Raw genomic sequence first — 21355 nt, 5'->3', positions numbered from 1 at the left:
TTGCTCAGCATATTTCCTCCGCCCGTTGCTGTCAAGGAAGAAGCTCCATTCGAGCTTCCATTTCTTACTCCGGCTCATATTTCACGCTCGCTCTTCTTCTCCTTGTGGGGAGAAAGCTTATCCGTCTGCTGGGCGGTTTTGGCGGATTTCAGCCGATCCATGATAGAGGTTTTCCCGCCTTTCTCGTTCGCTTTGTCTTCCTTCGGACCGTTGTTGATGATCCCGTCAATCATGCCGTAGTCATCCTCAAGAGACATTTCAGCGGCTTTGAGCGGATTTTGCTTTTCCAGCTCAGCCACCCAATCCGCTTTCTCCACACCGAAGATACCGCCTTTTGCGGCGTGTTCCTTGATCTCCTTAGCGTCCAGAACCAGCCCCTCGGTATCGTCGCCATACAGCCGGTAAATCTGGCACGACTTCATGACCTCCGCCGCAGCCTCTTCCCGCATGGGCAGCATCCCGCCCCATTTGTAGCCGTACTGCTTCATTTCCTCGATGCTGATGCTGTCATCCGGCATCTTCTCGACCGGCATGACCTCCTGACGGAGCAGATTGACTGCGGTCTCATCGAAACCGTCATAGATATGGGACAGTACCAGCTCGCCGCGCTCATCGACAATGATACAGGAGGCATCGTCCCCGAAGGTATCATGCTCCATCAGCCAAAAGGTGTGGCCATCGATCTCCTTATGGTCAATCGTGTGCCATGTGCCGATATGACCATCCACCGCCATGCCGGAGGTGTTTTCATTGACAATGGAGCTTTTCTCTTCAAGAACCGTCTGTTTTTGCTGTTCTTCGGAAATCATCGGGATAGCAACAATCCTGTCTCCGATTTTGGCAAACTGCTCCGGCATTTTGAACTCAGTCATAAACTGCCGCAGCAGATCCGGCGAAAGCGAGCCGAAGCTGTCATCCGTCAGACCCGTAACAAGGAAGGTACCGGCAACAATGTCATAGATTTCACCGCTGTCATCCCGCAGAGCGCGGTTGAGAGGCAAACCGTTCATCTTGCCTTCTTCATTGCAGACAATGGCAACCGGCTCTTCAAAGGGATAGACCGCCTCAATGTCCCCGCCAACCTCATGTTGTAAGGACTCGAGGCTGGAAGGGATTTCTTTCACATAGGGCTTCCTGTCCGGCTCAACCACCAGCACAGTGATCGTGCTCGGCTGCTCCAATTCTTCGCCGCTTCCGGTGACGCGGTACTCGTCGGGAATATCCTCAAGCGTCCCGTCAAAGTAGCGGTTCCAGCTATCGCCGGTAGGACGGATGTACCCGGCGTCGGTCAGTGTGCCGCCTTCATTGATTGCGCAGTCTTCGCCGTACCGCTCAAAGTCAATGTAATCCACAAAGCTGCCGAACTTGTTGTCGATGTTGTACCCACCCTCAAAGAAGTAGTAGCGACCGAGATCGTCATAGTCCTTGATGTCGGGGATAAAATCATAGTTGTCGAGATTGTAGGTCAGGTTGATCAGATCGTCGAGGTCATTTACTTCATCGCAGCCGCTATCCATGATTGCCACGAAATGCTCGAGCTCAGAGCGGGACATCTCATCCAACCGGGCGGCGAGGTAGTTGAGCTTATCGAGGTTTTCGTATTCGCCAAGGAGATTGCTGACTCCATGAATGGAGCAGTCATAATCCGTGATAAACCATTCCTCATAGACCTGACCGAACTCATCCTTTGAGCCGATACCGATCCGCTCGAAAACCTTCTTCATTTCCTCTTCGGTGGTCGGGAAATGAACCCATTCACCGACAAGCTCGCCTTCGTTGTACTTGCCAAGATTGGTCACGAAGGCTTCAAAACTGCCATCCAATACGGGCATAGGCACCCTCCTTTCAATCGTCCATCATGCTGTCCGGCGCGATGTAGAGCTGGGCAAACGCCTCGTCGGTGATCCCCTCAAGCTTCCGAACGGTATGAAAAAGCAGCTCCGCCATCTCGTCGTCCAGCTCGTTGATGGGCAGCGACTTCATTTCAGCAATCAGCCTCTTGCGGCTGGAAGTGTCGAAGCAACACATCAGATTTGTCTCTTCCACGGTAAAAAACATAATCACATCTCCATTTCTTTTGATTTCGGTTTCTTTGTTTGCTCAGGCTTTTTAGCACCTTTGTCCGGCGCAGTCTGGGCGTGTTCTTTGAGCTTTGCGAGGACAGAAGTCTTCTTCTGAGAGGGATGCTCTCTGCGATCCATTGCTTTCCAGAGGCTTTCTGCCGGAGCATCCTCCACATAGGAACGGACAATAGACATACGCTCACGGAATGGAACGGGATTTTTCCTGTCCGTGATGTCTGTCAGGCTGACTTCTTCATTTGGAAAATCCACTTTGTCAACGCGGACGGTTTTGCCGTCCATATCCATCACCATGCCGACAGGGATGTAATCCTCAGCGAGAAGATGCTTGACGGTTTCCTGTCTGCCGTCTTCACCGGGCTGCGTGACAAGGACATCGTTGCCTTGCCCCCACAGTGTCTTAGCCTTGGCAACCCACTGATCTTCCCGAAAGCCGGTCACGGCAACCTGTCCGCCGCCTTCCAGCTCTTTCATCAGAAGCTTTGTGCCGAGCGCGGGCACTGCCTTCTTCGCATCTTCGCCGTAAATCTCGTAGTAGCCGTTCTGGGCAAAGCAGACAATCGCTTCGGGATGGGCCTCCTTGACGGCATTGTAGGCAGTCTGCGCTTCAAGGGGCAATATGTCGAGCTTTTCGGTCACGCCATGCAGAACGGCAAGCTTGTGGATGTGATCCTCAATACTGCCGGTTTTCGCATAGTAGCTCGTTTTGAAGCGCTCACGGCGGAGAATCATGTCAAGCTCAGCCGCGTTCTCAGGCAGATAACTCACCGACACGACCTCTCCGTGCTTTTCTTTCAGCGGGATCGCTTCGCGCCGGTAGCTGCGGAAAGGCAGATAAAAGGTGGCATCGTCCTTAAAGGTGACTGCCACTGTCTCAACCGGAACGGTGAGCTTTTGCATCCTCTTCACATGGGCGGCGTAGTCCAACTCAATGAGATTTCCTCTGATGGTATCGCCCTCTACGCCCTTGATCTCAACCGCATAGGCAAGGATGGGATCGTGGGTCTGCTCATGGTAAAACTCCCACACTTTGTTTTCGTAGGAATCCGCCACATAGACTTCACGCTCAGGCAGGAGGTAAGTGCCGTTCGGACGGGACATCCAGAGAAGGTGCTTGTCCTCGGGAGATTGGGAACCGGCAAGGCTGTGAAGCAGCCCAGCGTCCAGCTCAAAGTCCTCCTTGTAGTTTTGGGTGTGAATGTCCATAATCCGGCGAAGGGCATCCACAAGATCGATGTTTTCAAACTTCATAGGCATCACTCCAAACCGACATCGTGGGACTTCTGCTTAACCGGCGTTTTCCGCTCAGGCTGGCTCTTTGTCGCGGCACGGAGCTGTTCCCGGATAGAAGGCTTTTCCCGCGCTGCTTCCTGAGTCTTCTCTTTGCCGATATATTCAAGCGTCGGTGTCAGCTCTCGATAGCAGCCTTGCACCTTCTTGGCCGAATGGCGGCGATGGATCGCAAACATCGGCTCGCCGTTTCGGGTGACGGTGTTGCCCTCAATCCTGACTTTGTACTCCACCATCACCTTGAAGGACTGATTGGACGAACGGTAGGTAGACAGCATCCCGTCGTTGTGACCGGAGATCTGCGCTTTGAGCGTGTCCATGACGGCTTCCTTGATTTTCTTTTCCTCCGGTGTGAGGCGATGCTTCACCGTTGCTGCCTGTTCCGGCTCTTTCGGAGCCGGAGCTTCGGGAGCCTTCTCCGGCACAGCCGATTTGCTCTGTTCAGCCGGTGCCTGCTCCTGTACCTTACCGATAGCGGTCTGCCGGACGAACTCTTCGGTGAAAAGGCTGACCAGCCCCGGATTTACGCTGTCAATGATGAGATGAGTAGCATGATCCGGGCTGCCATCCATGCCCTTTGCCCATTCCTTGCAGTCCGGGGAAATGCGTCCGTCATGGCCTTTCTGCTGGATGGTTTGCGCGAGGACATAGGCGACGCGCTCAGACGAGAATTTCTCAAGGATGCTTTTGACGGCGGACTCCGCCGCAAGGCGGTTGTTGCCGTAGTAGTCGTTGATGGTCTGCTCAATCGCCTCTTTACAGTCCATGTTCGCTTGCATCGAAGTACGGTAAGCACCCAGCTCACCAGCTTCAAAGGCATATATCGCAGCTTCCCGATAAACCGGAATAGCCGTATCCCGCAGCGGCGTAGGGGCTTCCTGCTCTTTCACGGCAAGCCGTTCTTTGAGCTTTTCATCAATACCGGTGATCATCTCAGCCGCCGTTTTACGGATGGTTTCCAGCGAGCCTTTCAGCTCCTTGGTCTCCTTGTCGGAGGACCAACCGGCGATATAGCCGAAGGAATAATCAGAGGTTTCAATGCCGTACCGCTGGCAGACGGTATAGGCGACGCTTTCTGCCTCGACCTCCTTAGTGCGCCGGTCTTTCTTGTCTTCGGGAGCGACCTTTTCGCCCGGAGTGACGGCATGGAGCTTGGCATGGGCAATCTCATGGATCGCCGTCTTGATGGTCTGGATTTCGCTCATGCCCTCCTGAATGGCAATGCGGTTTTCTACATGAGAGAAATAGCCTTTTGCGCCATCGGTGATGTTTTCAAAGGCAATGGGGACCGGAGACAGCTCTTTAAGAGCATCAAAAAAGGCGGCGTAGTTTTCTACGCTGCCTGTCAGCTCATCTACGGCAATATCGGGAAGCGCTTTGCCGTCCGTCTGGGACACATCGAAGACGCTCACAACCTTGAAGGCGGGGCGGGTCACTTCAACCGTCTCAGTGACCGGCTTGCCGTCCTTGTCGAGAACGGGCTTCTGCGTTGCCGGGTCGAGTTTTTCCCGCTCTTCCTGCACCTTGTAGGGCGCAGGAGCAAGGATTTTGATGCCCTTTTCGCCCTTCATCACATGGCGGTCGAAGTTGCGCTGCCATGCCGTGTAACCGGCGATCAGCGTCGCATCCGGCTTCTGCATGGCGATGAGAAGCGTATTGTTAAACGAGTAGTTGTAGAACTTGGACATCGTTTTCAGGTACTCTTTGAAGCGTTCGGATTCAAACAGTTCCTTGATTCCCTGTTCCAGCTTGTCGGTGATTTCCCGGACTTGCTGGGCGTTTCTGTTTTCAGCCATTTATGACCTCCTTACTTATCAAACTCCATCTTGAAGCTGACATACTTGCCACCTGTGTCATCCAGACGGATCACTGCGTCATAAAGCTGCGGGCGTTTTGGCGTATAAAGCCCGGTCACTCTGCACCAACCCTTTTCCAGCAGTTCAGCGGCGATTTTCTTGGTCAGCTTCTTTTTCTTGGAAGAGAAAAACTTGTTGTCCTCCCACATACAGAAGGAACAATCCTTGTTGGAACAGTAGTAGTTGCCCTTGCCCACATAGACCGACGAGCCGCAGCGCGGACATTTGCCAATGGACTCTCTGCCGGTATCGAAGCGGTTTGCCTCGGCGTCAGAGAGGAAGGGATAGGCTTTGACCAGCTCGGAGGTCATCCCCACAATGCCGGAAAGGAACTTGTCCGCATCCGCATTGCCGCGCTCAATCTGCATCAGGGTATTTTCCCATTCCGCCGTCATGGAAGGAGAAGTGATCTGTTCGGGCAGGACGCATACAAGGTTGTTGCCGTCCTTTGTAGGCACGAGAGATTTGCCCTTGCGCTCAACAAAGCCACCTTTGACCAGCTTTTCGATGATACCGGCGCGGGTGGCAGGAGTGCCAAGCCCTTTCTTTTCGGTATCATCATCAAACGCATCATTTCCGGCGGTCTCCATTGCCGACAGAAGGGAGTCTTCGGTGTAGGGCTTCGGTGGGGATGTGTAATGTTCGGTGAAGCTGGAAACGACAGAAGAGAGAATATCCTTCTCATTCAGAGAAGGCAGCGAGCGTTCCGGCTCGTCTTTTTCCTTGCTCTTGAGCGTTTCCTTGAAGCGGTGCTCAATCGCCTTCCATCCATCCTGCATGACTGTTTTGCCCTTTGCCTTGAACTCGTAGCCCTCACAGGTGAGCGTGACCGAAGTCTCGTCGTAGATGTGCTTCTCACCGGTAGCGCTCAGAAGGCGCATGGCGACAAGCTGGATGATTTTTTGTTCCGACTCCGGCAGCTCGGCGAGGTCCTGCTTTTCAAGCTGGACGGTGGGAATAATGGCATGATGGTCAGTGACCTTGGCGTTGTTGGTAATTCGCCCGATGTCCGGCTCATGGGTAATGCCCTCGAAGAGCGGCAGCTTGCGGGAGACAATGCCGATCGCCTGACGGGCGGTGCTCTCCATATCCTCAGTGATGAACTGACTGTCCGTTCGGGGATAGGTGAGCAGCTTTTTCTCATAGAGGGACTGCACCAGATCGAGCGTCTGCTGGGCGGTAAAGCCATAGTAGCGGTTGGCTTCCCGCTGCAAGGTGGTCAGATCATAGAGCCTCGGCGGGTTGACTGTCTTCGTCTCTTTTTTGAGAAAAGAAACGACGGCTTGCTTTTTATCGCAAGCCGCCGCAATCGCCTTCGCTTCCTCTTCGGTTTTGACCTTTTCCAGGTCCGCCGTCAGGTTGTCTTTGCTGATATGGACATTGAAGTATTTCTCCTTATGGAAGGTGGAGATTTTGCCTTCACGCTCCACCAGCATTGCCAGCGTAGGCGTTTGGACGCGCCCGACCACCAGCTTCTTATGATAGAGTGTCGAGAACAGCCTTGTGCCGTTGATGCCGACAATCCAATCTGCCTTGGAACGGGCAAGCGCGGCTTCGTAGAGCCGGTCATACTCGCCGCTGCTTCGCAGATGGGCAAAGCCCTCCCGGATTGCGCTATCTTCCAACGAACTGATCCACAGGCGCTTAAAGGGCTTTGTGCAACCGGCTTTGTTGTAGACCAACCGGAAAATCAGCTCGCCCTCGCGTCCTGCATCGGTGGCGCAGACAAGCTCGGTCACACGCTTATCGCGCATGAGGTCGCACAGCACCTTGAACTGCTTCTGCTTGTCCTTCGGGACTTCAAACAGCCATTCCTCCGGGACGATGGGGAGATCGCTGTACCGCCATTTGGCAAAGCGCTCATCGTAGGAGCTTGCGTCCGCAAGCCCCACAAGATGACCGACGCACCATGAGACGATGTAGTTGTTTCCTTCGAGATAGCCGTCCTTACGGGAGGAAGCACCCAGCACCTTCCCGATAGCGGCTCCAACGCTTGGTTTTTCCGCAATCACTAAGATCAAATCGTTTCCTCCGTTTCTGTGGTTTCGGCCTCGTCATCCGCATCGTCAGCAATGACAGGCTCTTCGTCCTCGTTGATATACGGCTCTTCCTCATAACCCTCGTCATCGAAGAAATCCAGATCCTCGTCCTTCTGCTTCTTGCCGCGAACGAACTTGATGTAGTAATATGCACCACCGCCGATGCCGACCAGCGCGATGATACCGATGATCAGGGCAATGTTCGGGGAAGCGTTTTCCGGCTCTTCCGGCACCTCGGTTTCCTCGTCCTCGACCGGCTCTTCCGGCTCAGGTACAGCGCCGGTACACTCGCTCATGTTTGTTTTGCAAACAGGACATTCCGTATTGACAGCTCCGGCCTCGCAGCGAGTATCGCAGTTACAGGTAGTAAGCGAAGATGCCGTTTTCTCATCCAACAGGGCAAGCAGATCGGCCTCGTCCACCATGTTGAGGAAATAGGTCTGGTACTGTTCCTCTTCCTCGTTAATGGGCGCATCGTAATCGATCACGACATAGAAGGCGTTGCCGGTCTTGGTCTGTACTGTGATGAACTGCTTATTCGTCGCCTTGTCATAGAGCAGATCGCGGGTATAAGCGTTGCCTTCACCGTCAATCGGCTCGCCCTCATACGATTCAGGCTCTTCGGGTGCTGCGGTTTCCGGTGTTGCCTCGGGCTGGGTCGCCTCCGTGACCGGAAGCTCCTGCTCGGTATCATCCGCATAGGCGAATGCGGGTACAGTGAACGAGATGCAAAGCGTAAAGCACAGTGCAAGTGCCGCCAGAAGGCGGATTCCTTTTCTCTTAGTCATTGTCCGTCACCTCCTGCTGGGTAGTGGTAGGCTTTTCCGCCTTGCTGTCCTTCATCGCGGCAAGGAAGGACATGATCTGATCCTTGTCCATGACCATCGCACGGACGGTGTTGACGATTTCAAGGTTTTCCAGCTCGGTTTTCTTGTCGTACAGCTCCTTGAGCTGCCCCTGCAGGTCCTCGACCTTCTTCTCGGTTTTGGCGATTTCCGCGCAAACCTTCTGATATTTCGGGTTCATAAAAACGCTCCTTTCGGTTAGTAGTTGGGTCTTCCAAAGGCATAAAAGTGGGATTGCCAATAGGAAGTGTTGATGGATGTGTACTGGATGGGATCGCCGCAGTGCAACATCACATTGTCGCCCACATAGATTCCCACATGGGAAACGCCCGGTGTGTCGTATGTGCCGACAAAGAAGACGAGATCCCCCGGCTTCACATCGGCGCTGGAAACAGGCGAACAGACATTGTAAAGCCCCTGCGCACCCAGCCGCCCGGTGTTGACAAGTCCGCTGTTGGTGAGGACATAGCTGACGAATCCCGAACAGTCAAAGGAAGTGGATGGATTTGAGCCGCCCCAGACATACGGGTAGCCGAGATATTTTTCTGCCTCTGCGATGAGGGTGGCGAACTTCTCGTCTGTCAGATACGCCGCATTGACCGTGTAGTCATCGGGTGGGTTTTCAATGTACTTGTCCACATAGCCGGAGCCGGGGAACAAATCCTCACGGTTGCCCAGCGTTGACATATAGGCTGAGTACATGGAGAGCTGGTCTTCATTCATGATGTAGACCGGCAAATGGGAGAGGTCAAAGTTTTCCAGCGTAACGGTACAGATGTAGTAGTTGTACGGGACTTCGACTTCATAAGTGTAAGTTTCCGTGCTGGTCTCGCCGGTTTCGGGATCGGTGACAGTCGTTGTCCCTGTCCGGGTCTCGGTCCGGTAACGCACCTCAACCTCCACATCCTCAGTGAGGATGTATTGCCGGTCAAAGAGCGTTTGAAGAAGCCCCTGAACTTCGTCCAGCGTGAACTCTCCCTCATTGAGGGCGGATAGAATGGAGATCAGCACATAGGGATCGTGCTCAATCGCGTCAAGGTCAAAGTGGTACTCGTCGTAGTCGTGTGTGCTCTCGTAGTTATCCAGATACGATTGCAGCTCCGCCTCCATCTGACAATACTGCGCCTCCGCACCGGTCATGGCATCGTCCTCACTGAGGTAGGAAGTGGCGATGACAGACGAGGTAGTAGAGGTGAACATTGCTGTGCAGGAGCTAATCCCGGCGGACAACAGAATCAGGATCATTAGTCCTACGCCCAGCCACGCAAAAACCTTCTTGTTCTTGGAGATAAAGTCCTTGACCTTATCCGACGCTTTCTCCCGGACGGTTTTACCGGTGGACTTGGTGGCGGTGGAGGCTGTTTGCGCCCCGGCCTTGCGAGCCGCAGCGTATTCCTTCTTGATGTGCTGCTTCTGGTAGTGCTTATTCATATTGGCACGGGAAGCCTTCATCTCAGGATTTTCGGCGACCGTCTTCTCAAAATGGAGCTTCCGGTCAGTGGCCTCGGCCTTCTGTTCCAGCTTGGACACCTTCTCGAAAGGCTTGTTTGCACTGCGCTCTGTATGGTGCTGGTAGTGGCGGACAACGGACTCTGCGGCAATCTCTGTCTTATGGGCGGCTTCCACGCCGGAGTTTTCCTGCTCTACCTCATGGATTTTGCCGTGGATGCCAGAGGCAAGCGTATCGCCGACCTTGCGGACGGTCTTGTCTGCCTCAAACTGCAATTTGCTCTGTCCCTTGGGGACTTTCAGCTCGTCTTCAAAGTAGAGGCGGGTTTTGCCTTTACCGGTCTCCTCGTCAAAGACGCGCTCTTTTTTCAGCACCTTCTTGGTGGGCAGCTTCTCACGGGCGGCATCCAGACGCTCATGCGCCTTCTGAGATTTTCGCTCCAACCGTTCAATCCGTCTGGAAGCTGGGGCATCATCGTCAAGGTCCGGCATCTCTGCGGAGGTTTCCGCCGCTCTTTCCAGAACGGACTCTCCATCAATCTGCCTTTCAGCGCGAGGTCTGCTGACCTTACCGGTAACAGCGGTGTCGGCAAATGCTTTTCCGTAGTCAACGGAATGGGTGCGGTATGTCTCAGAGTGCAGAGTGTGAGATGTGGGATCATCGCTGACGGGTAGATCGCCCGGCTTGTACTCTTGCTCCGCATCTGCGGACTGTGTTTCGGCTTGAGCCTGACTCACTGCGTCTTCCAGCTCATCAGGACGAAGCTGCCGCCGCTTCTTGACCTCTTCGGCAATATCGCCGGTTTCCGTGTCGTGGGGCGCAACAAGCTGGGCGTCCTCAAGCCGTTTTGACACTTTTTCTGAGGTGCCTTCGGTGAGGTTTTCTTCCACTGCGCCGTCTCTGGTCATCCGCAGGACAACCCGGTCTTTGGGCTTCAATTCATCATGAGGCATCAAATTTCACCTCCAATCCGCGCCTCGGCAAGTTCTTTGTATTCAGGGTTTAACTCAATCCCGATATAGTGACGGTCAAGCTGCTTTGCGACCATGCCGGTTGTGCCGCTTCCCATAAAGGGATCAAGGACAACACCGCCTTCCAGGCAACCGGCAAGAAGACAGGTTTCCACCAGCTTCGGCGGATAGGCGGCATAGTGACCGCCTTTGAAGGGGACGGTGTTGATAATCCAGACATCCCGCTTGTTACGCAGAGGATTGATCATCTCATCGGAGATAGCACCGTGTTCACGGCACAGGTTGATGGTCTGCTGCTTTGCCTGTCCGGGGATAGGTTCCCCGTATTTGTTGCTTCCCTTGACCCCGCGCTTGAGCCTGCTTACCGTTCCGGGAGCAATCGGCTCGGAAATGGCCTTGTAGTCAAAGAAATACTTCCGTGACTTCGAGAACAGAAAGATATGCTCATAGCAGCGGGCGCAGCGGTCTTTAACGCTTTCCGGCATCGGGTTTTCTTTCATCCAGATGATGTCATTGCGCAAATACCAGCCGGAGTCGCGGAGCGAAAAGGCCAGCATCCACGGGATGCCGATCATGTCCTTGGGCTTGCAGCCCTCAACCTTGTAGTTAAGAGCCACAGCCTGACCATTTCTGCCCTTGGGATTTTTTGCGTCCACATAGCCGCCCTGATTGCCTTTCCCGGCATAGGTGTCGGAGATGTTAAGCCAGAGCGTCCCGTCTGAGCGCAGAACGCGCCTGACTTCGGCGAACACTTCCGTCAGGCGCGAGATGTATTCCTTTGGCGTTGCCTCTCTGCCGATCTGCCCGTCCACACCGTAATCGCGCAGCGCGTAATACGGCGGGGAGGTGATGCAGCAATGGACGCTTTCATCGGGCAGCGTTTTGAGGACTTCGAGACAATCGCCGGTGTAAATGTGATCAAGCTGTATGGGGACTCCCTCCTTTCTGCGAGACTTGATGCGCAATCAGTCGGAGAAATACTCGTCCGGCTCGTAGTCCTCGTCCTCGTCCAGCTCATCCTCCCAGCGGTCGATGATGGACTCGGCCTCCTTCGCCGCTTCGCGGTACAGGGAAAGACGATTGCGCTCATAGGCGGCATAAGCGGGGATGAACTTGCCAAACTCCTGAATGGCGCGGACATCCTTGGTGCGCATATCCGATACCATGTCGATCAGCTCGGCCATCGTCAGCAGATCCTCAATCATGCTGTCGTACTTCTCCTTGGGGATGGTGACGAAATCATCCTCATACTCGTCTTCCTCATCCATATCAAAAGCGGAAGGAGAGCCGGACACACGGTAGATGTGTTCTTTCTCCTGAATGGAGTCGAGAATACCGCCGATGACCTCCGTCGCCTCATTGGCGCACTCGGCGATTTCCTCGCGGACATGGAGGTAGGCGCGGTGGTGCTTTTTCAGCTCGTCCTCCTTGCGGATCAGGTTGACCAACTCCACGGTCAGCCCCATCAGGCCGAAGAAGCTGTCCATGCCTTCCTTGACCTCGCGGAAGCTCATCTCAACCGGCGTATCGCCGAAAATCTCGGTCATCTCGTCAACGGTGATCTCAAAGTTCTCATTCATATTCTTTTTCATAAAGGTAGTCCTCCTTAATTCTGCAAGGTTTCTTCGGGTTTGGTGGTCATGTAACGATAGAGCATCGTGTCCTTCGGGAAGTCATCCTTGAAGGGGACGATGGTCGAGCCGTAGAAGATCAAGCCTTCACCGGCGTTGGAATTGGTGATGTAGTTCTGCTGGCTGGGCGAGATGTTCAGCGCCTTCGAGAGAATCTGCCGGTCGCCGGATGCCTGGTTCAGAAGGTAAACGAAGTCGGAGTTCTCAAAGATGTTCTCAATCTCACGGGAAGCCAGCAAATCCTTGACATTCTGGGTGATCCCGGTCGGAATCCCGCCCCATTTTCTGAACCGCTTCCAGATTTCGACGGAATAGGCGGCTGTCTGTTCTTCCTTGAGCAGAAGGTGGAACTCGTCCATGTAGTAGCGCGTCGCCTTGTGCTGGGCGCGGTTGATGGTCACACGGTTCCAGACCTGATCCTGCACAATGAGCATCCCCAGCTTTTTGAGCTGCTTTCCGAGCTGCTTGATGTCATAGCAGACGAAGCGATTATTCACATCCACATTCGTCCGGTGATTGAAGACATTCAGCGAGCCATGCACATAGATTTCAAGGGCAGTGGCAATCCGCTGTGCTTCCGGCTCGCTCTGGCTGCGCAGGATGTTGTAGAGGTCTTCGAGGATGGGCATTTTCTCAGGAACCGGATCGGCAAGGTAGTCCTGATACACCTTGCGGACACTGCGGTCGATGATGGTCTTTTCCACCGGTTGCAGCCCGTCCTTGCCGCCCACAATCAGCTCACACATGGAGAGGATGAAGTCGGACTTCAAGGTCAGCGGGTTTTCCTCTTCCGAGTAGTTCACATTGATGTCCAGCGGATTGATGTAGTCGCTGCTTACCGGCGAGATGCGGATGACCTGACCGCCGAGCTTCTGCACAAGGGGATAATACTCTGCCTCGGGATCGCAGACGATGATGTCATCTTCTGTGATGAGGAAGGCGTTGGTCATTTCCCGCTTCGCCGAAAAGCTCTTGCCGGAGCCGGGGGTGCCGAGGATCAGACCGTTCGGGTTTTTGAGCTGCTTGCGGTCAACCATGATCATGTTGTTGGAGAGCGCGTTCAGCCCGTAATACAGCGCCTCGCCGCTCTGAAAAAGCTCCTGCGTCGTGAACGGGACGAACACCGCCGTCGAAGAGGTGGTCAGCCCGCGCTCAATCTCGATCTGATTCAGGCCAATCGGAAGAGAGGACATCAGCCCTTCTTCCTGCTGGAAGTCCAGCCGCTTGAGCGCACAGTTGTATTTCTGGGCGATGGAAGCCGTCTGGAAGATGGCATTTTCGAGCTTCTGGCGGGAGGCAGCGGTATTCATGATGAGGATGGTCACAAGGAACATTCTCTCGTTGCGCGTCTGAAGGTCCTGCAACAGGCGCTTGGCCTCACCGCCGTAGGTGGCAAGGTCGGACGGGATAATTTCCATGTCATATCCGCTTCTCACGGCCTTCTTCTGCTCTTCAATTTTCATCTTATCGAGGTCGGTAATCTTCATCTTGATGCTCTTGATGGCTTTCGCCTGATCAATCGTGCGGATATGAAGATTGACCGTGATGTTGCTGTCCATGTCGAGGAAGTCAGCCAGCATCCGGTCATTGAGTTCCGGCGTGAGGATTTGCAGGAAGCTCACTGCGCCGATGGCCTTGCCCATCTTGAAGCACTTGCCTTCACGGAAGTCGAAGGAAGTGGGCGCGATGAAATCTTTGCTGCTGAGTCCCGTCCGGGCTACCATGTCAAAGGAGAAGCGGAACGGCTCGTTCGAGTCCATGTTGAACACATCATGGAGCACTTTCAGCCGTTCGTAGCCGGACAGCGGCTCGGTCTTCACACCGAGGGTTTTGAAATTGTTGAGGATGTCCGTCTCAATCCGATCCAGCTTGGCCTTCGCCATGCGCAGGGAGTCGGCCTCAATGCCGAAGGTGATGTACTTGCGCTTGATGAGGCCGTTGTTGCCCTTCGTGAGCTGGTTTTGCAGCATCTCGGAATACTCGCTGCGGATGTCGTTGAACTCGTCATCCTGCTCCGGGATGTTGATCTGCTTCTTGAACTCGCTGATGCTCGTCCTCTGGTTGATAAAGGAGAACTGGACGAAAATCGAGCTGTCAAAGTAGTTCAAAAAGTCGCACCAGTTCTCAAAGATAGCCGTTTTGTCCTCGTTCTGGGCGAGCTGGTAGTTGATGTCGTTGAAACGGATAGTCTTTGTGTAGAGGCGGCTGTTGACCTTGCAGATGCCGTCGCGGCACATCTCCACATAGGGGATAGTCTGCTGCGCCGACTGACGGACTTTCTTTGTCTTCTTGGCCTTTTTCTTCTGCAGGACCAGCTTCTTCTTTTCCTCAGCGGAGAGAAGATCGCCGTACACCTTGCCGTTTTTGGTAAGCCGCTTAGGCTCTGCGGCCTTTTTCGTGCTGCTGTGCAATCTGCAATTCCTCCTTCTCTTTGATTTCCTGCTGGATCGCAGCGTATAGGTTGTTCGTGCGGTATGGCCGCACCTTATCCCTCAGAAACATGGACTTGATCACATGGCCGAGGATTTTTTCAGCCGGTTGTCCGTCCTTCTCATAGAGAGCGAAGAAGATAAACGGGAGCATGATGACCACCATCAGCATTGCCGAAGTGGAGATGCCGAGGCTGGGCTTAGTCAGGAAGAAGATCGGAACACCCGCTGCCGCAGCCAGCGCAAAGCAGATGAGCTGCCGCTTTGTCAGGTTGAACATGACCTTCGTCTTGACACGATTCAGATCCTTCGGAACCGGTACAAACGCCATTGGGAACCTCCTTTCCAAGAGTGATGCTGCATTCGACCTCATTGCCCCATACATCCCAGCCTTCGGGGGACTGGCGGGCGAAAAGTTCGATGCGCGGGACATCGCCCATGAGCTGGACGATGCGGTTTCGGGCTTCCTCCGGTTTCTTGGAGTGCTCTTCAATGTGGCTCATGATGACCTGATGCACACCGGGGCTTGCCCGTTTGGGATGGCCTTTCGTTGCAAGGATGCAGAGTTCAGCGTTTGCCCGTGTCCAGTACCCCATGCCCCAAAAGAGGCTGTTGGACACCCGGTTCTGCTTGATCCAGACAAAAGCCGTCGTTTTGTATTCAAATCCCCATGCTTCAAGGACTTGGAACGCCTCCTGCATACAGGGGAAGGTAATCCACATGAAGAGCGCACAGTCTTTTGCTGCAAGCTCTCCAATAGGCAGAGCCTTGATGTCTTCAAGGCTCATGGTCGGGTAATGGCTTTCCGCTGAGCGGCCAAGCCCCTTCTTTGAGTAGACCTTGTACCGCCACGGAGGGTCGGCGTAGATCACGGAGTATTTCTTCAAGCTGACCCTCCTTTCTCAGTGGGCATTGAATAGTGACTTTGCAAGCGAACCTGTCTTGAACAGGGAGAAGCAAAGAATGACCGTATAAGCTGCCACCGAGAATAGCGCCGAGTGGATATTGGCTGCGATGATCATGTTGTTGATGAGCACGGCATAGATCGCAACGCACACCATGATGAGGAAGCCTTGGAATGCCAGCGCGAACAGCCCTTTGAGGTAGTTCGTGCCGATGCTGCCCCATTCGCGGTTGCTCATCGTCGCAATGGGAATGGGCGCGATGCTCACGGTGCAATAAATCTCAATCATACGGCCATAGAGAATGACCGTGATGAGAATGGACATGATCTTGAGGCACAGGCTGATCAGCAGCGTCTCTATGGACAGGCCAAGCAGTTCGCCAATACCCATCGTTTCCATGCTGGCGCGCATTTGTTCAAGAGTGGATTCGATGTCGATGTTCGTGTCGCCGCTTATGACACCGGCTGCACCGGCTACGACATTCTGACCGATGTCGAAGACCGCCATCACAATGTCAAAGGTATTGGTAACGAGGTAGATCGCCACAGCCGCCTTGAAGAACCACTTGAAGAACATCCATGTGTCCATGTCATGCAAGTTGTTTTTCTCGGTGATCATGGAGATCAGCTCGTAACACAGGACAAAGGTGATGATGATACCAGCGATGGGGACTATCACATTTTCGGATAGTCCCCGGATCATCTGGTATATGCTGCTATCCCATGAAGAGGGCGTTTTGCCTACCTCAGCAGCTATCGTCCCTACCTTGTCGTTGACATCGGTGAACATATTGGTCATGTTGCTTTCAATCCAGCCGATCAGAAGCTCTTTTATGGCTTCTTCGATTTTTTCAAGGATAAATCCCAATATTTCACCACCTTTCGGTTATGCTGGGGTTGCCGGATCAGAACAGGCCAGACAGAAGCGGGATAAGGGTCGTGCCGATGAGTACCACACCACCACCGGCCATCAACTGCTTGATTCCTTGGCTCTTGGCACCGGGATTGTCATTGCCGTACCCCTCCATGAGGTTGACCACGCCCCACACGGCAAGGCCAGCGCCAAGGGCGACAACGAGGGTCTGCAAAACGGTAACTGCCTGATTGATAAATTCCATAAATGACCTCCTTATGTTGGAAATTGATTAAAAATTAAGGGAGAGCGCGGCATTTCGCGCCCTCCCATGTGGACACGCGAACCGGTGATCAGAACAAACCGGACAGCAGGGGGATGAGGGTCGTGCCGATGAGTACCACGCCGCCACCGGCCATCAACTGCTTGATGCCCTGGCTCTTGGCGCCGGGATTGTCATTGCCGTAGCCCTCCATGAGATTGACCACACCCCACACAGCCAGACCGGCACCGAGGGCAACAACGAGCGTCTGAAGGACCGTAACCGCCTGATTGATAAATTCCATAGAGTGACCTCCTTGATTTTTGAGTGTGAATTATTGAAAATGGGCAAAAAAATAGAAGCCCCGTCATTGTTCTGCTTTGGGCATTGCCCATGCGCAGTGCATGACGGGGCTTCAATCGGCTTCAACCTCTCCCATGTCATAGAGGTCGAAGGTTTGGGTGGGCTTGACTACCAGCTTGTGAGAACGGTATTTCTCGATGTCAAAGGCGTTGCGCTTATCGTAGTCGGACAGCATTTTGTATTTTGGATGCTTCGTAATGTCGTACTTGTCACTGAGAAAAGGTCTCACGCCTCTAAGCTGCAAAATACATTTGCCGCCGTCCATGACAGCGATTTCGTCCTCCGACATGAGCTGCTTGCCGGTCTTCTGATAGTTCAGGCCGTATGAGTTGTTGGTTGAACGGGTTTCTGATGTGTTATATAGGTCGATTGTCTCCTTTCCGAGGATTTCACTGAGTTCCTTCAAAGTGGATTTTTCCTTGCCGCCGAGGAAGAGCGTACAGTCGCAGTTGCCGACAATCGTGTCCGCTGCGTCCTTGTAGATGGTCTTGAGCTGGCTCTGGGACTGCAAGATGATGGATGCTGAGATTTCCCGGCTTCGGATGGTGGCAATCAGCTTATCGAACTTCGGAATTTGACCGATGTTCGCAAATTCATCGAGCAGACAGCGGACATGGACGGGAAGCCGCCCATTGTAGACATCATCCGCCTTGTCGCAGAGCAAGTTAAAAAGCTGGGAGTACATAATCGCCACGACAAAGTTGAAGGTATCGTCGGTATCAGAGATAATGACGAACAGCGCCGTCTTGCGGTCGCCGATGCAATCCAGCTCCATCTCGTCGTAACTCATCAGCTCCCGCAGCTCCGCGATGTCAAATGGGGCAAGTCTCGCGCCGCAGCTAATCAGGATCGACTTTGCGGTTTTGCCAGCGGCTAATTTGTATTTGCGGTATTGCTTCACGGCAAAGTGGTCTGGCTCGCGCTCTTCCAGCTCATCGAACATGAGGTCAACGGGATTTTTGAAAGTCTCGTCATCCTCTCTGGCCTCCGAAGCGTTGATCAATTCGAGCAAAGTAGTGAAATTTTTCTCGTGTTCGGGCGCTTCGTACCAGATATAGCCGATGAGGGCGGTATAGTAGAGCTTTTCAGCCTTGACCCAGAAATCCTCCCCGGACTTATCGCCATCTCCCTTCGTGTTGACGATGATCGTATTGACCAGTTTGAGGATGTCTTTTTCGCTGCGGATGTAGGCGAACGGGTTGTAGTGCATGGATTTTCGGAAGTTGATCGTATTCAGCGACTTGATGATATAACCGTTTTTCTCAAGCATCTTTCCGCATTCGACCAACACTGTACCCTTGGGATCAGTGACCACATAGGAGCTGTGCATCTGCATCAGGTTGGGCTTCACGAAGAAGCGGGTCTTACCCGAGCCGGAACCACCGATGACAAGGATGTTCTTATTCCTCGCGTACTTCGGCTGCTTCGGACGGCTGTTCATGGTCAGCCCTTCGGTCTGGGTTAGAATGACATTGTTGGAAAAGTCATCATCCATGTAAGGCCGGATGTCTTCCGGTCGTCCCCAACGCGCTGACCCGTATTCCTCCCCTTGGCGGAATTTCTTGCGGTTTTTGCCTTTGATGTAGACGGCCAGCTTGAGCAACGCGCCTCCGGCCACACCAATGAGAAGGTCTACTGGATGAAAGCTGGGGAGCGGATTAGCGAACGCTGCGCCGAAATTGGCAAAGCCGCCGGTGAGCTTGTCGATGAACTCTGTGCCGGGAGCCAGCCGGAAGACTGCCGCCAGCTTATCCACAAAGTAGAAGGCGAACACATACGGGAGATTGAGAAGGACGAGCTTTTTGATGTCGAGTTTCTTTTTCATAGCTCAACGCCCCGATCCTTCGTCTTAACCTTGACCTTCTCCTTGTGCTGGACTTTAGACTGCTCCCTGCTGCGGGAGAGCTTCTGCTTGAGGGATTGCTTTTCTTTCTGCTTGACCGTCTTGGCGGAAAACTCCTTGAACGCCTGAGTCATCACATCCACATCCCGGCCTTTGAAGAAGACGAGATAGCGCGGCGGCTGCTCAGAGGTGTCTTTCTTGAGCGCGTAGTCGATCCCGTACTTGTTCGCTGTACGCTCGAAAGACTTGATGTTTCCGTCGGTCACTTCGATGTTGCTGATTGCGGCGTTCTGCTCGACAAGGTGCTTGATGGACTGCTTGCCCCGGTAGGTCTTGGGCTGAGAGGCTTGCTTTTCGGCCTTTTCAATTTCCTCAATGAATTTGGCGAGCGCCTTTTTCAGCACTTCCGCAGTGATCCTGCCGCCCTTAATGGCAATCGCAACAACTTTGGTATTTACTTCATCCTGCATGGGGACCTCCTTTCTGAGATTTGCGGGGCAATCCCGTCACTAAGGCGGGACACCGTGTAAAATGTGGATCATGTTTTCATCTCACCCCCTTGAAGTTGATTAAGAATGCTTACGCATCAGCCTTTCCCGTGAAAATCGTAGTTCACGCGGGCTGAATAGTAGTTGTCTATGGTCAGCGAAGCGTTGTATAACGCCGTGAGCAGATATGCCCGGATGTTCCGAATGTCGGAAGGGCAATCGTTCATCGCTTGGAGCACATAGTCAATGTGGCCGCTGTCCAGCTTGAGGAAGCGTGATTTGACCACCGGCTGCGGCATATCTTCTCCGTTGATACGGATGGTGGGGCTTGTGGAGCAGACGGCATCCAGCATGATCTCGACAATTTCATTTACCCGGTCAAGGTCATAGTGCCTGTCCTGAGAGCGGATGTCGATCTCAAGGTTATCCCGGATCAATTCCCTGTATTGCTCCCGTTCATCCATCCTGTCCATCCCATCAAGATTGATAGATTGATACTTATTCAGAGAGTTATTTCTTTGGTTGTTAATTACTTGATTAGTATTTAATTGTGCGGGATTTTCCCCATGTGGGTTTTCCATGTGTGGATTCTCCATATCTGGATTATCCACATCTGGATTTTCCCTGTGTGGAGAAACCGGTTGTGGCTGTTCGTAAATCTCAAAGACCGTGTTGCTCATCCTGCCCTTGGCGTCGCGTTGCCTGTGACGGATAAGGTAGCCGTGATCTTCAAGCTCCCTGAGAGCTGCCAGAACAGCATCGGGACCTTCCTTGCAGATCGCCGAAAGACCTTTCGTTGAGAACTGCCAGCCATCGTTGAAGGACAGCATTTTGGAGAGCAGCCCTACGGCCTTGAGGGACAGGGTTTTATCCCTGAGATGGTAATTTGCCATGACCGTGTAGCCACGGCTTTTGTTGACGCGATAGACTGCCATGCGGTTATCCCTCCCTTGCCATCACCGGCTGACAGCGCAGCGTTGACAGCTTCACCGGGGAATAGGGGCATTCCTCGAAGACACAGGTTTGATATTTCCAGTAGGGACGATGGAAGCAGCACGACCGGCATTCCGGGCAGATCCCGTCGCATCCGCTGTCATAGTGGTTGTGGCCGGGTACCTCCTTCATGAGGGCTTCAAAGGCTTGCAGCTTACCGGCTGTCATGTAGCTCATTTTGTTTTTTCTCCTTTCCTCGCCGCACCGCCGACATCTGCAAGAGGCAGATTGTTCCAGCTTTCGGGCAACAAAAAAAGAGGGTTTGCTTCATGCTCCGAATTGGAGAATGAAACAAACCCTCTTGGCTTTTCGGATATTCAGATGATTTCTCGGATGGTATGGATGATGCCGAGCAGCAGCCCGACAATCAGGGCGAGTCCTCCGATAAGACCGCCGATGATGATGTTGAGTGCGAAGATTCCTACTGTGCCGGATATGCCGTAACCGAAGGGGACGAGCCAGAGACACATCCTGCGGATGCCGAATGGGAAGCCGACACAGAGCCACATCAGGAAGTAGTCACATACGCCTTCCGCCATATAGACCGGCTTGAAGAATGCGGCAAGACAAAGGGCAATTAGCAGAGGAAGCAGCACTTCCTTGAGAAAAGTCTTCACATCCTCACCCTCAATCCCTGCAAATCGTCCGTGCGGATGCCGACCAGATACCAGTCCGCAGCCATCTCGATCCGGGTGGGTTTCCACTTGCCCCCGACCATGACATCGAAGCATTCCCCGCAGTGCAGACCGCCGTAGTAGCAGTCAAGGTCAAAGCGAATGTCGTACCGATCCGTTGCGTGATCATAAACCAAAGTTCCCTGTTTCATGATGGACTCCTTTCGTTGTGGGCAGCGCAACGGGAAGGGCTTATGCAGTGTACCTCCATAGCCACCGCCAGCCGGTTTTGATCCTGTGCGCCGATTGTTGAGCGATTGTTCCTCTTTCAGGTCAAAAAAGAAGGGACTAAGCCAGAATCCCTTGATTTTCAAGGTCTTTCTGATTTAGTCCCATTATCGCACAACAATCTTCTTGTGTCAAGTAGGAACTAAAAAATTTTT

General features: G+C 53.4%; 22 protein-coding genes. All 22 read right to left on the bottom strand.

The genetic code is table 11. The features are described from left to right. Nucleotides 1-74: 74 nt before the first annotated feature. The gene (locus tag BUB35_RS04855; protein WP_072849711.1) at nt 75-1832 is read right to left on the bottom strand and encodes an antirestriction protein ArdA; all 1758 of its coding nucleotides are present in this window, start codon (nt 1830-1832) and stop codon (nt 75-77) included. A gap of 13 nt (nt 1833-1845) precedes the next feature. Continuing rightward, nucleotides 1846-2058 carry a transposon-transfer assisting family protein gene (locus tag BUB35_RS04850; protein WP_069432464.1) on the bottom strand — a complete coding sequence of 71 codons (213 nt, stop codon included), beginning with the start codon at nt 2056-2058 and terminating at the stop codon, nt 1846-1848. 2 nt (nt 2059-2060) lie between these two features. Then, a complete protein-coding gene (locus BUB35_RS04845) occupies nt 2061-3332 on the bottom strand; it encodes a MutS N-terminal domain-containing protein (RefSeq protein WP_072849709.1) in 1272 nt (423 codons plus the stop codon). A 5-nt stretch (nt 3333-3337) separates the two neighbouring features. Further along, a complete protein-coding gene (locus tag BUB35_RS19895; RefSeq protein ID WP_072849707.1) occupies nt 3338-5167 on the bottom strand; it encodes a DUF3849 domain-containing protein in 1830 nt (609 codons plus the stop codon). Nucleotides 5168-5178: 11 nt separating this feature from the next. Next, on the bottom strand, nt 5179-7248 hold the full coding sequence (locus BUB35_RS04835) for a DNA topoisomerase 3 (RefSeq protein WP_072849705.1): 2070 nt from the start codon (nt 7246-7248) through the stop codon (nt 5179-5181). Continuing rightward, nucleotides 7245-8054 carry a DUF4366 domain-containing protein gene (locus BUB35_RS04830; RefSeq protein ID WP_072849703.1) on the bottom strand — a complete coding sequence of 270 codons (810 nt, stop codon included), beginning with the start codon at nt 8052-8054 and terminating at the stop codon, nt 7245-7247. Before BUB35_RS04830 ends, BUB35_RS04835 begins: the two co-directional genes overlap by 4 nt. After that, complete coding sequence (locus BUB35_RS04825; RefSeq protein ID WP_072849701.1) at nt 8047-8292, bottom strand: DUF4315 family protein; 246 nt, start codon at nt 8290-8292, stop codon at nt 8047-8049. The genes BUB35_RS04830 and BUB35_RS04825 overlap by 8 nt, the downstream gene beginning before the upstream one ends. A gap of 17 nt (nt 8293-8309) precedes the next feature. Continuing rightward, nucleotides 8310-10514 (bottom strand): C40 family peptidase, encoded by a 2205-nt coding sequence (locus tag BUB35_RS04820; RefSeq protein WP_072849698.1) that lies wholly within the window; start codon nt 10512-10514, stop codon nt 8310-8312. Then, a complete protein-coding gene (locus BUB35_RS04815) occupies nt 10514-11497 on the bottom strand; it encodes a DNA-methyltransferase (protein WP_416385635.1) in 984 nt (327 codons plus the stop codon). Before BUB35_RS04815 ends, BUB35_RS04820 begins: the two co-directional genes overlap by 1 nt. Beyond that, entirely contained in the window at nt 11498-12124 is a 627-nt protein-coding gene (locus BUB35_RS04810) for a nitrogen fixation protein (RefSeq protein WP_069432456.1), read from the bottom strand. 14 nt (nt 12125-12138) lie between these two features. Then, nucleotides 12139-14616 carry a VirB4-like conjugal transfer ATPase, CD1110 family gene (locus BUB35_RS04805; RefSeq protein WP_465220322.1) on the bottom strand — a complete coding sequence of 826 codons (2478 nt, stop codon included), beginning with the start codon at nt 14614-14616 and terminating at the stop codon, nt 12139-12141. Then, entirely contained in the window at nt 14540-14872 is a 333-nt protein-coding gene (locus tag BUB35_RS04800; RefSeq protein ID WP_069432454.1) for a PrgI family protein, read from the bottom strand. The genes BUB35_RS04805 and BUB35_RS04800 overlap by 77 nt, the downstream gene beginning before the upstream one ends. Then, entirely contained in the window at nt 14793-15479 is a 687-nt protein-coding gene (locus BUB35_RS04795; RefSeq protein WP_072849694.1) for an MT-A70 family methyltransferase, read from the bottom strand. Before BUB35_RS04795 ends, BUB35_RS04800 begins: the two co-directional genes overlap by 80 nt. Before the next feature lie 15 nt (nt 15480-15494). Continuing rightward, nucleotides 15495-16364: a VirB6/TrbL-like conjugal transfer protein, CD1112 family gene (locus BUB35_RS04790; protein ID WP_050005960.1), complete on the bottom strand. Its 870-nt coding sequence runs from the start codon at nt 16362-16364 to the stop codon at nt 15495-15497. A gap of 37 nt (nt 16365-16401) precedes the next feature. Continuing rightward, nucleotides 16402-16614, bottom strand: a complete 213-nt coding sequence (locus tag BUB35_RS04785) for a Maff2 family protein (protein WP_004611947.1) — start codon at nt 16612-16614, stop codon at nt 16402-16404. Between the two features lie 88 nt (nt 16615-16702). Next, nucleotides 16703-16915 carry a Maff2 family protein gene (locus BUB35_RS04780; protein ID WP_004611947.1) on the bottom strand — a complete coding sequence of 71 codons (213 nt, stop codon included), beginning with the start codon at nt 16913-16915 and terminating at the stop codon, nt 16703-16705. Nucleotides 16916-17026: 111 nt separating this feature from the next. After that, the gene (locus BUB35_RS04775) at nt 17027-18799 is read right to left on the bottom strand and encodes a VirD4-like conjugal transfer protein, CD1115 family (protein WP_072849692.1); all 1773 of its coding nucleotides are present in this window, start codon (nt 18797-18799) and stop codon (nt 17027-17029) included. After that, a complete protein-coding gene (locus BUB35_RS04770; protein WP_072849690.1) occupies nt 18796-19287 on the bottom strand; it encodes a PcfB family protein in 492 nt (163 codons plus the stop codon). Before BUB35_RS04770 ends, BUB35_RS04775 begins: the two co-directional genes overlap by 4 nt. 116 nt (nt 19288-19403) lie before the next feature. Beyond that, nucleotides 19404-20240, bottom strand: a complete 837-nt coding sequence (locus BUB35_RS04765) for a DUF6017 domain-containing protein (protein WP_072849688.1) — start codon at nt 20238-20240, stop codon at nt 19404-19406. Between the two features lie 4 nt (nt 20241-20244). Then, complete coding sequence (locus tag BUB35_RS04760) at nt 20245-20475, bottom strand: hypothetical protein (protein ID WP_050006550.1); 231 nt, start codon at nt 20473-20475, stop codon at nt 20245-20247. A 140-nt stretch (nt 20476-20615) separates the two neighbouring features. Continuing rightward, nucleotides 20616-20915: a DUF6050 family protein gene (locus tag BUB35_RS04755; RefSeq protein WP_084730574.1), complete on the bottom strand. Its 300-nt coding sequence runs from the start codon at nt 20913-20915 to the stop codon at nt 20616-20618. After that, on the bottom strand, nt 20912-21124 hold the full coding sequence (locus BUB35_RS04750; protein WP_044986815.1) for a DUF5348 domain-containing protein: 213 nt from the start codon (nt 21122-21124) through the stop codon (nt 20912-20914). Before BUB35_RS04750 ends, BUB35_RS04755 begins: the two co-directional genes overlap by 4 nt. Nucleotides 21125-21355 lie beyond the last annotated feature (231 nt).

It is taken from the genome of Anaerotignum lactatifermentans DSM 14214, from assembly GCF_900142265.1.
Classification (GTDB): Bacteria; Bacillota; Clostridia; order Lachnospirales; family Anaerotignaceae; genus Anaerotignum; species Anaerotignum lactatifermentans.
This window is presented reverse-complemented; position numbering and strand designations above follow the sequence as displayed.

Bases quoted from the DNA above. Each gene is read 5' to 3' on its own strand.
- BUB35_RS04760 (WP_050006550.1), bottom strand. From the start codon at position 20,475: ATGAGCTACATGACAGCCGGTAAGCTGCAAGCCTTTGAAGCCCTCATG.
- BUB35_RS04770 (WP_072849690.1), bottom strand. From the start codon at position 19,287: ATGCAGGATGAAGTAAATACCAAAGTTGTTGCGATTGCCATTAAGGGC.
- BUB35_RS04830 (WP_072849703.1), bottom strand. From the start codon at position 8,054: ATGACTAAGAGAAAAGGAATCCGCCTTCTGGCGGCACTTGCACTGTGC.
- BUB35_RS19895 (WP_072849707.1), bottom strand. From the start codon at position 5,167: ATGGCTGAAAACAGAAACGCCCAGCAAGTCCGGGAAATCACCGACAAG.
- BUB35_RS04785 (WP_004611947.1), bottom strand. From the start codon at position 16,614: ATGGAATTTATCAATCAGGCAGTTACCGTTTTGCAGACCCTCGTTGTC.
- BUB35_RS04765 (WP_072849688.1), bottom strand. From the start codon at position 20,240: ATGGCAGTCTATCGCGTCAACAAAAGCCGTGGCTACACGGTCATGGCA.
- BUB35_RS04800 (WP_069432454.1), bottom strand. From the start codon at position 14,872: ATGTTCAACCTGACAAAGCGGCAGCTCATCTGCTTTGCGCTGGCTGCG.
- BUB35_RS04820 (WP_072849698.1), bottom strand. From the start codon at position 10,514: ATGCCTCATGATGAATTGAAGCCCAAAGACCGGGTTGTCCTGCGGATG.
- BUB35_RS04810 (WP_069432456.1), bottom strand. From the start codon at position 12,124: ATGAAAAAGAATATGAATGAGAACTTTGAGATCACCGTTGACGAGATG.
- BUB35_RS04825 (WP_072849701.1), bottom strand. From the start codon at position 8,292: ATGAACCCGAAATATCAGAAGGTTTGCGCGGAAATCGCCAAAACCGAG.
- BUB35_RS04780 (WP_004611947.1), bottom strand. From the start codon at position 16,915: ATGGAATTTATCAATCAGGCGGTTACGGTCCTTCAGACGCTCGTTGTT.
- BUB35_RS04850 (WP_069432464.1), bottom strand. From the start codon at position 2,058: ATGTTTTTTACCGTGGAAGAGACAAATCTGATGTGTTGCTTCGACACT.
- BUB35_RS04855 (WP_072849711.1), bottom strand. From the start codon at position 1,832: ATGCCCGTATTGGATGGCAGTTTTGAAGCCTTCGTGACCAATCTTGGC.
- BUB35_RS04750 (WP_044986815.1), bottom strand. From the start codon at position 21,124: ATGAAACAGGGAACTTTGGTTTATGATCACGCAACGGATCGGTACGAC.
- BUB35_RS04845 (WP_072849709.1), bottom strand. From the start codon at position 3,332: ATGAAGTTTGAAAACATCGATCTTGTGGATGCCCTTCGCCGGATTATG.
- BUB35_RS04775 (WP_072849692.1), bottom strand. From the start codon at position 18,799: ATGAAAAAGAAACTCGACATCAAAAAGCTCGTCCTTCTCAATCTCCCG.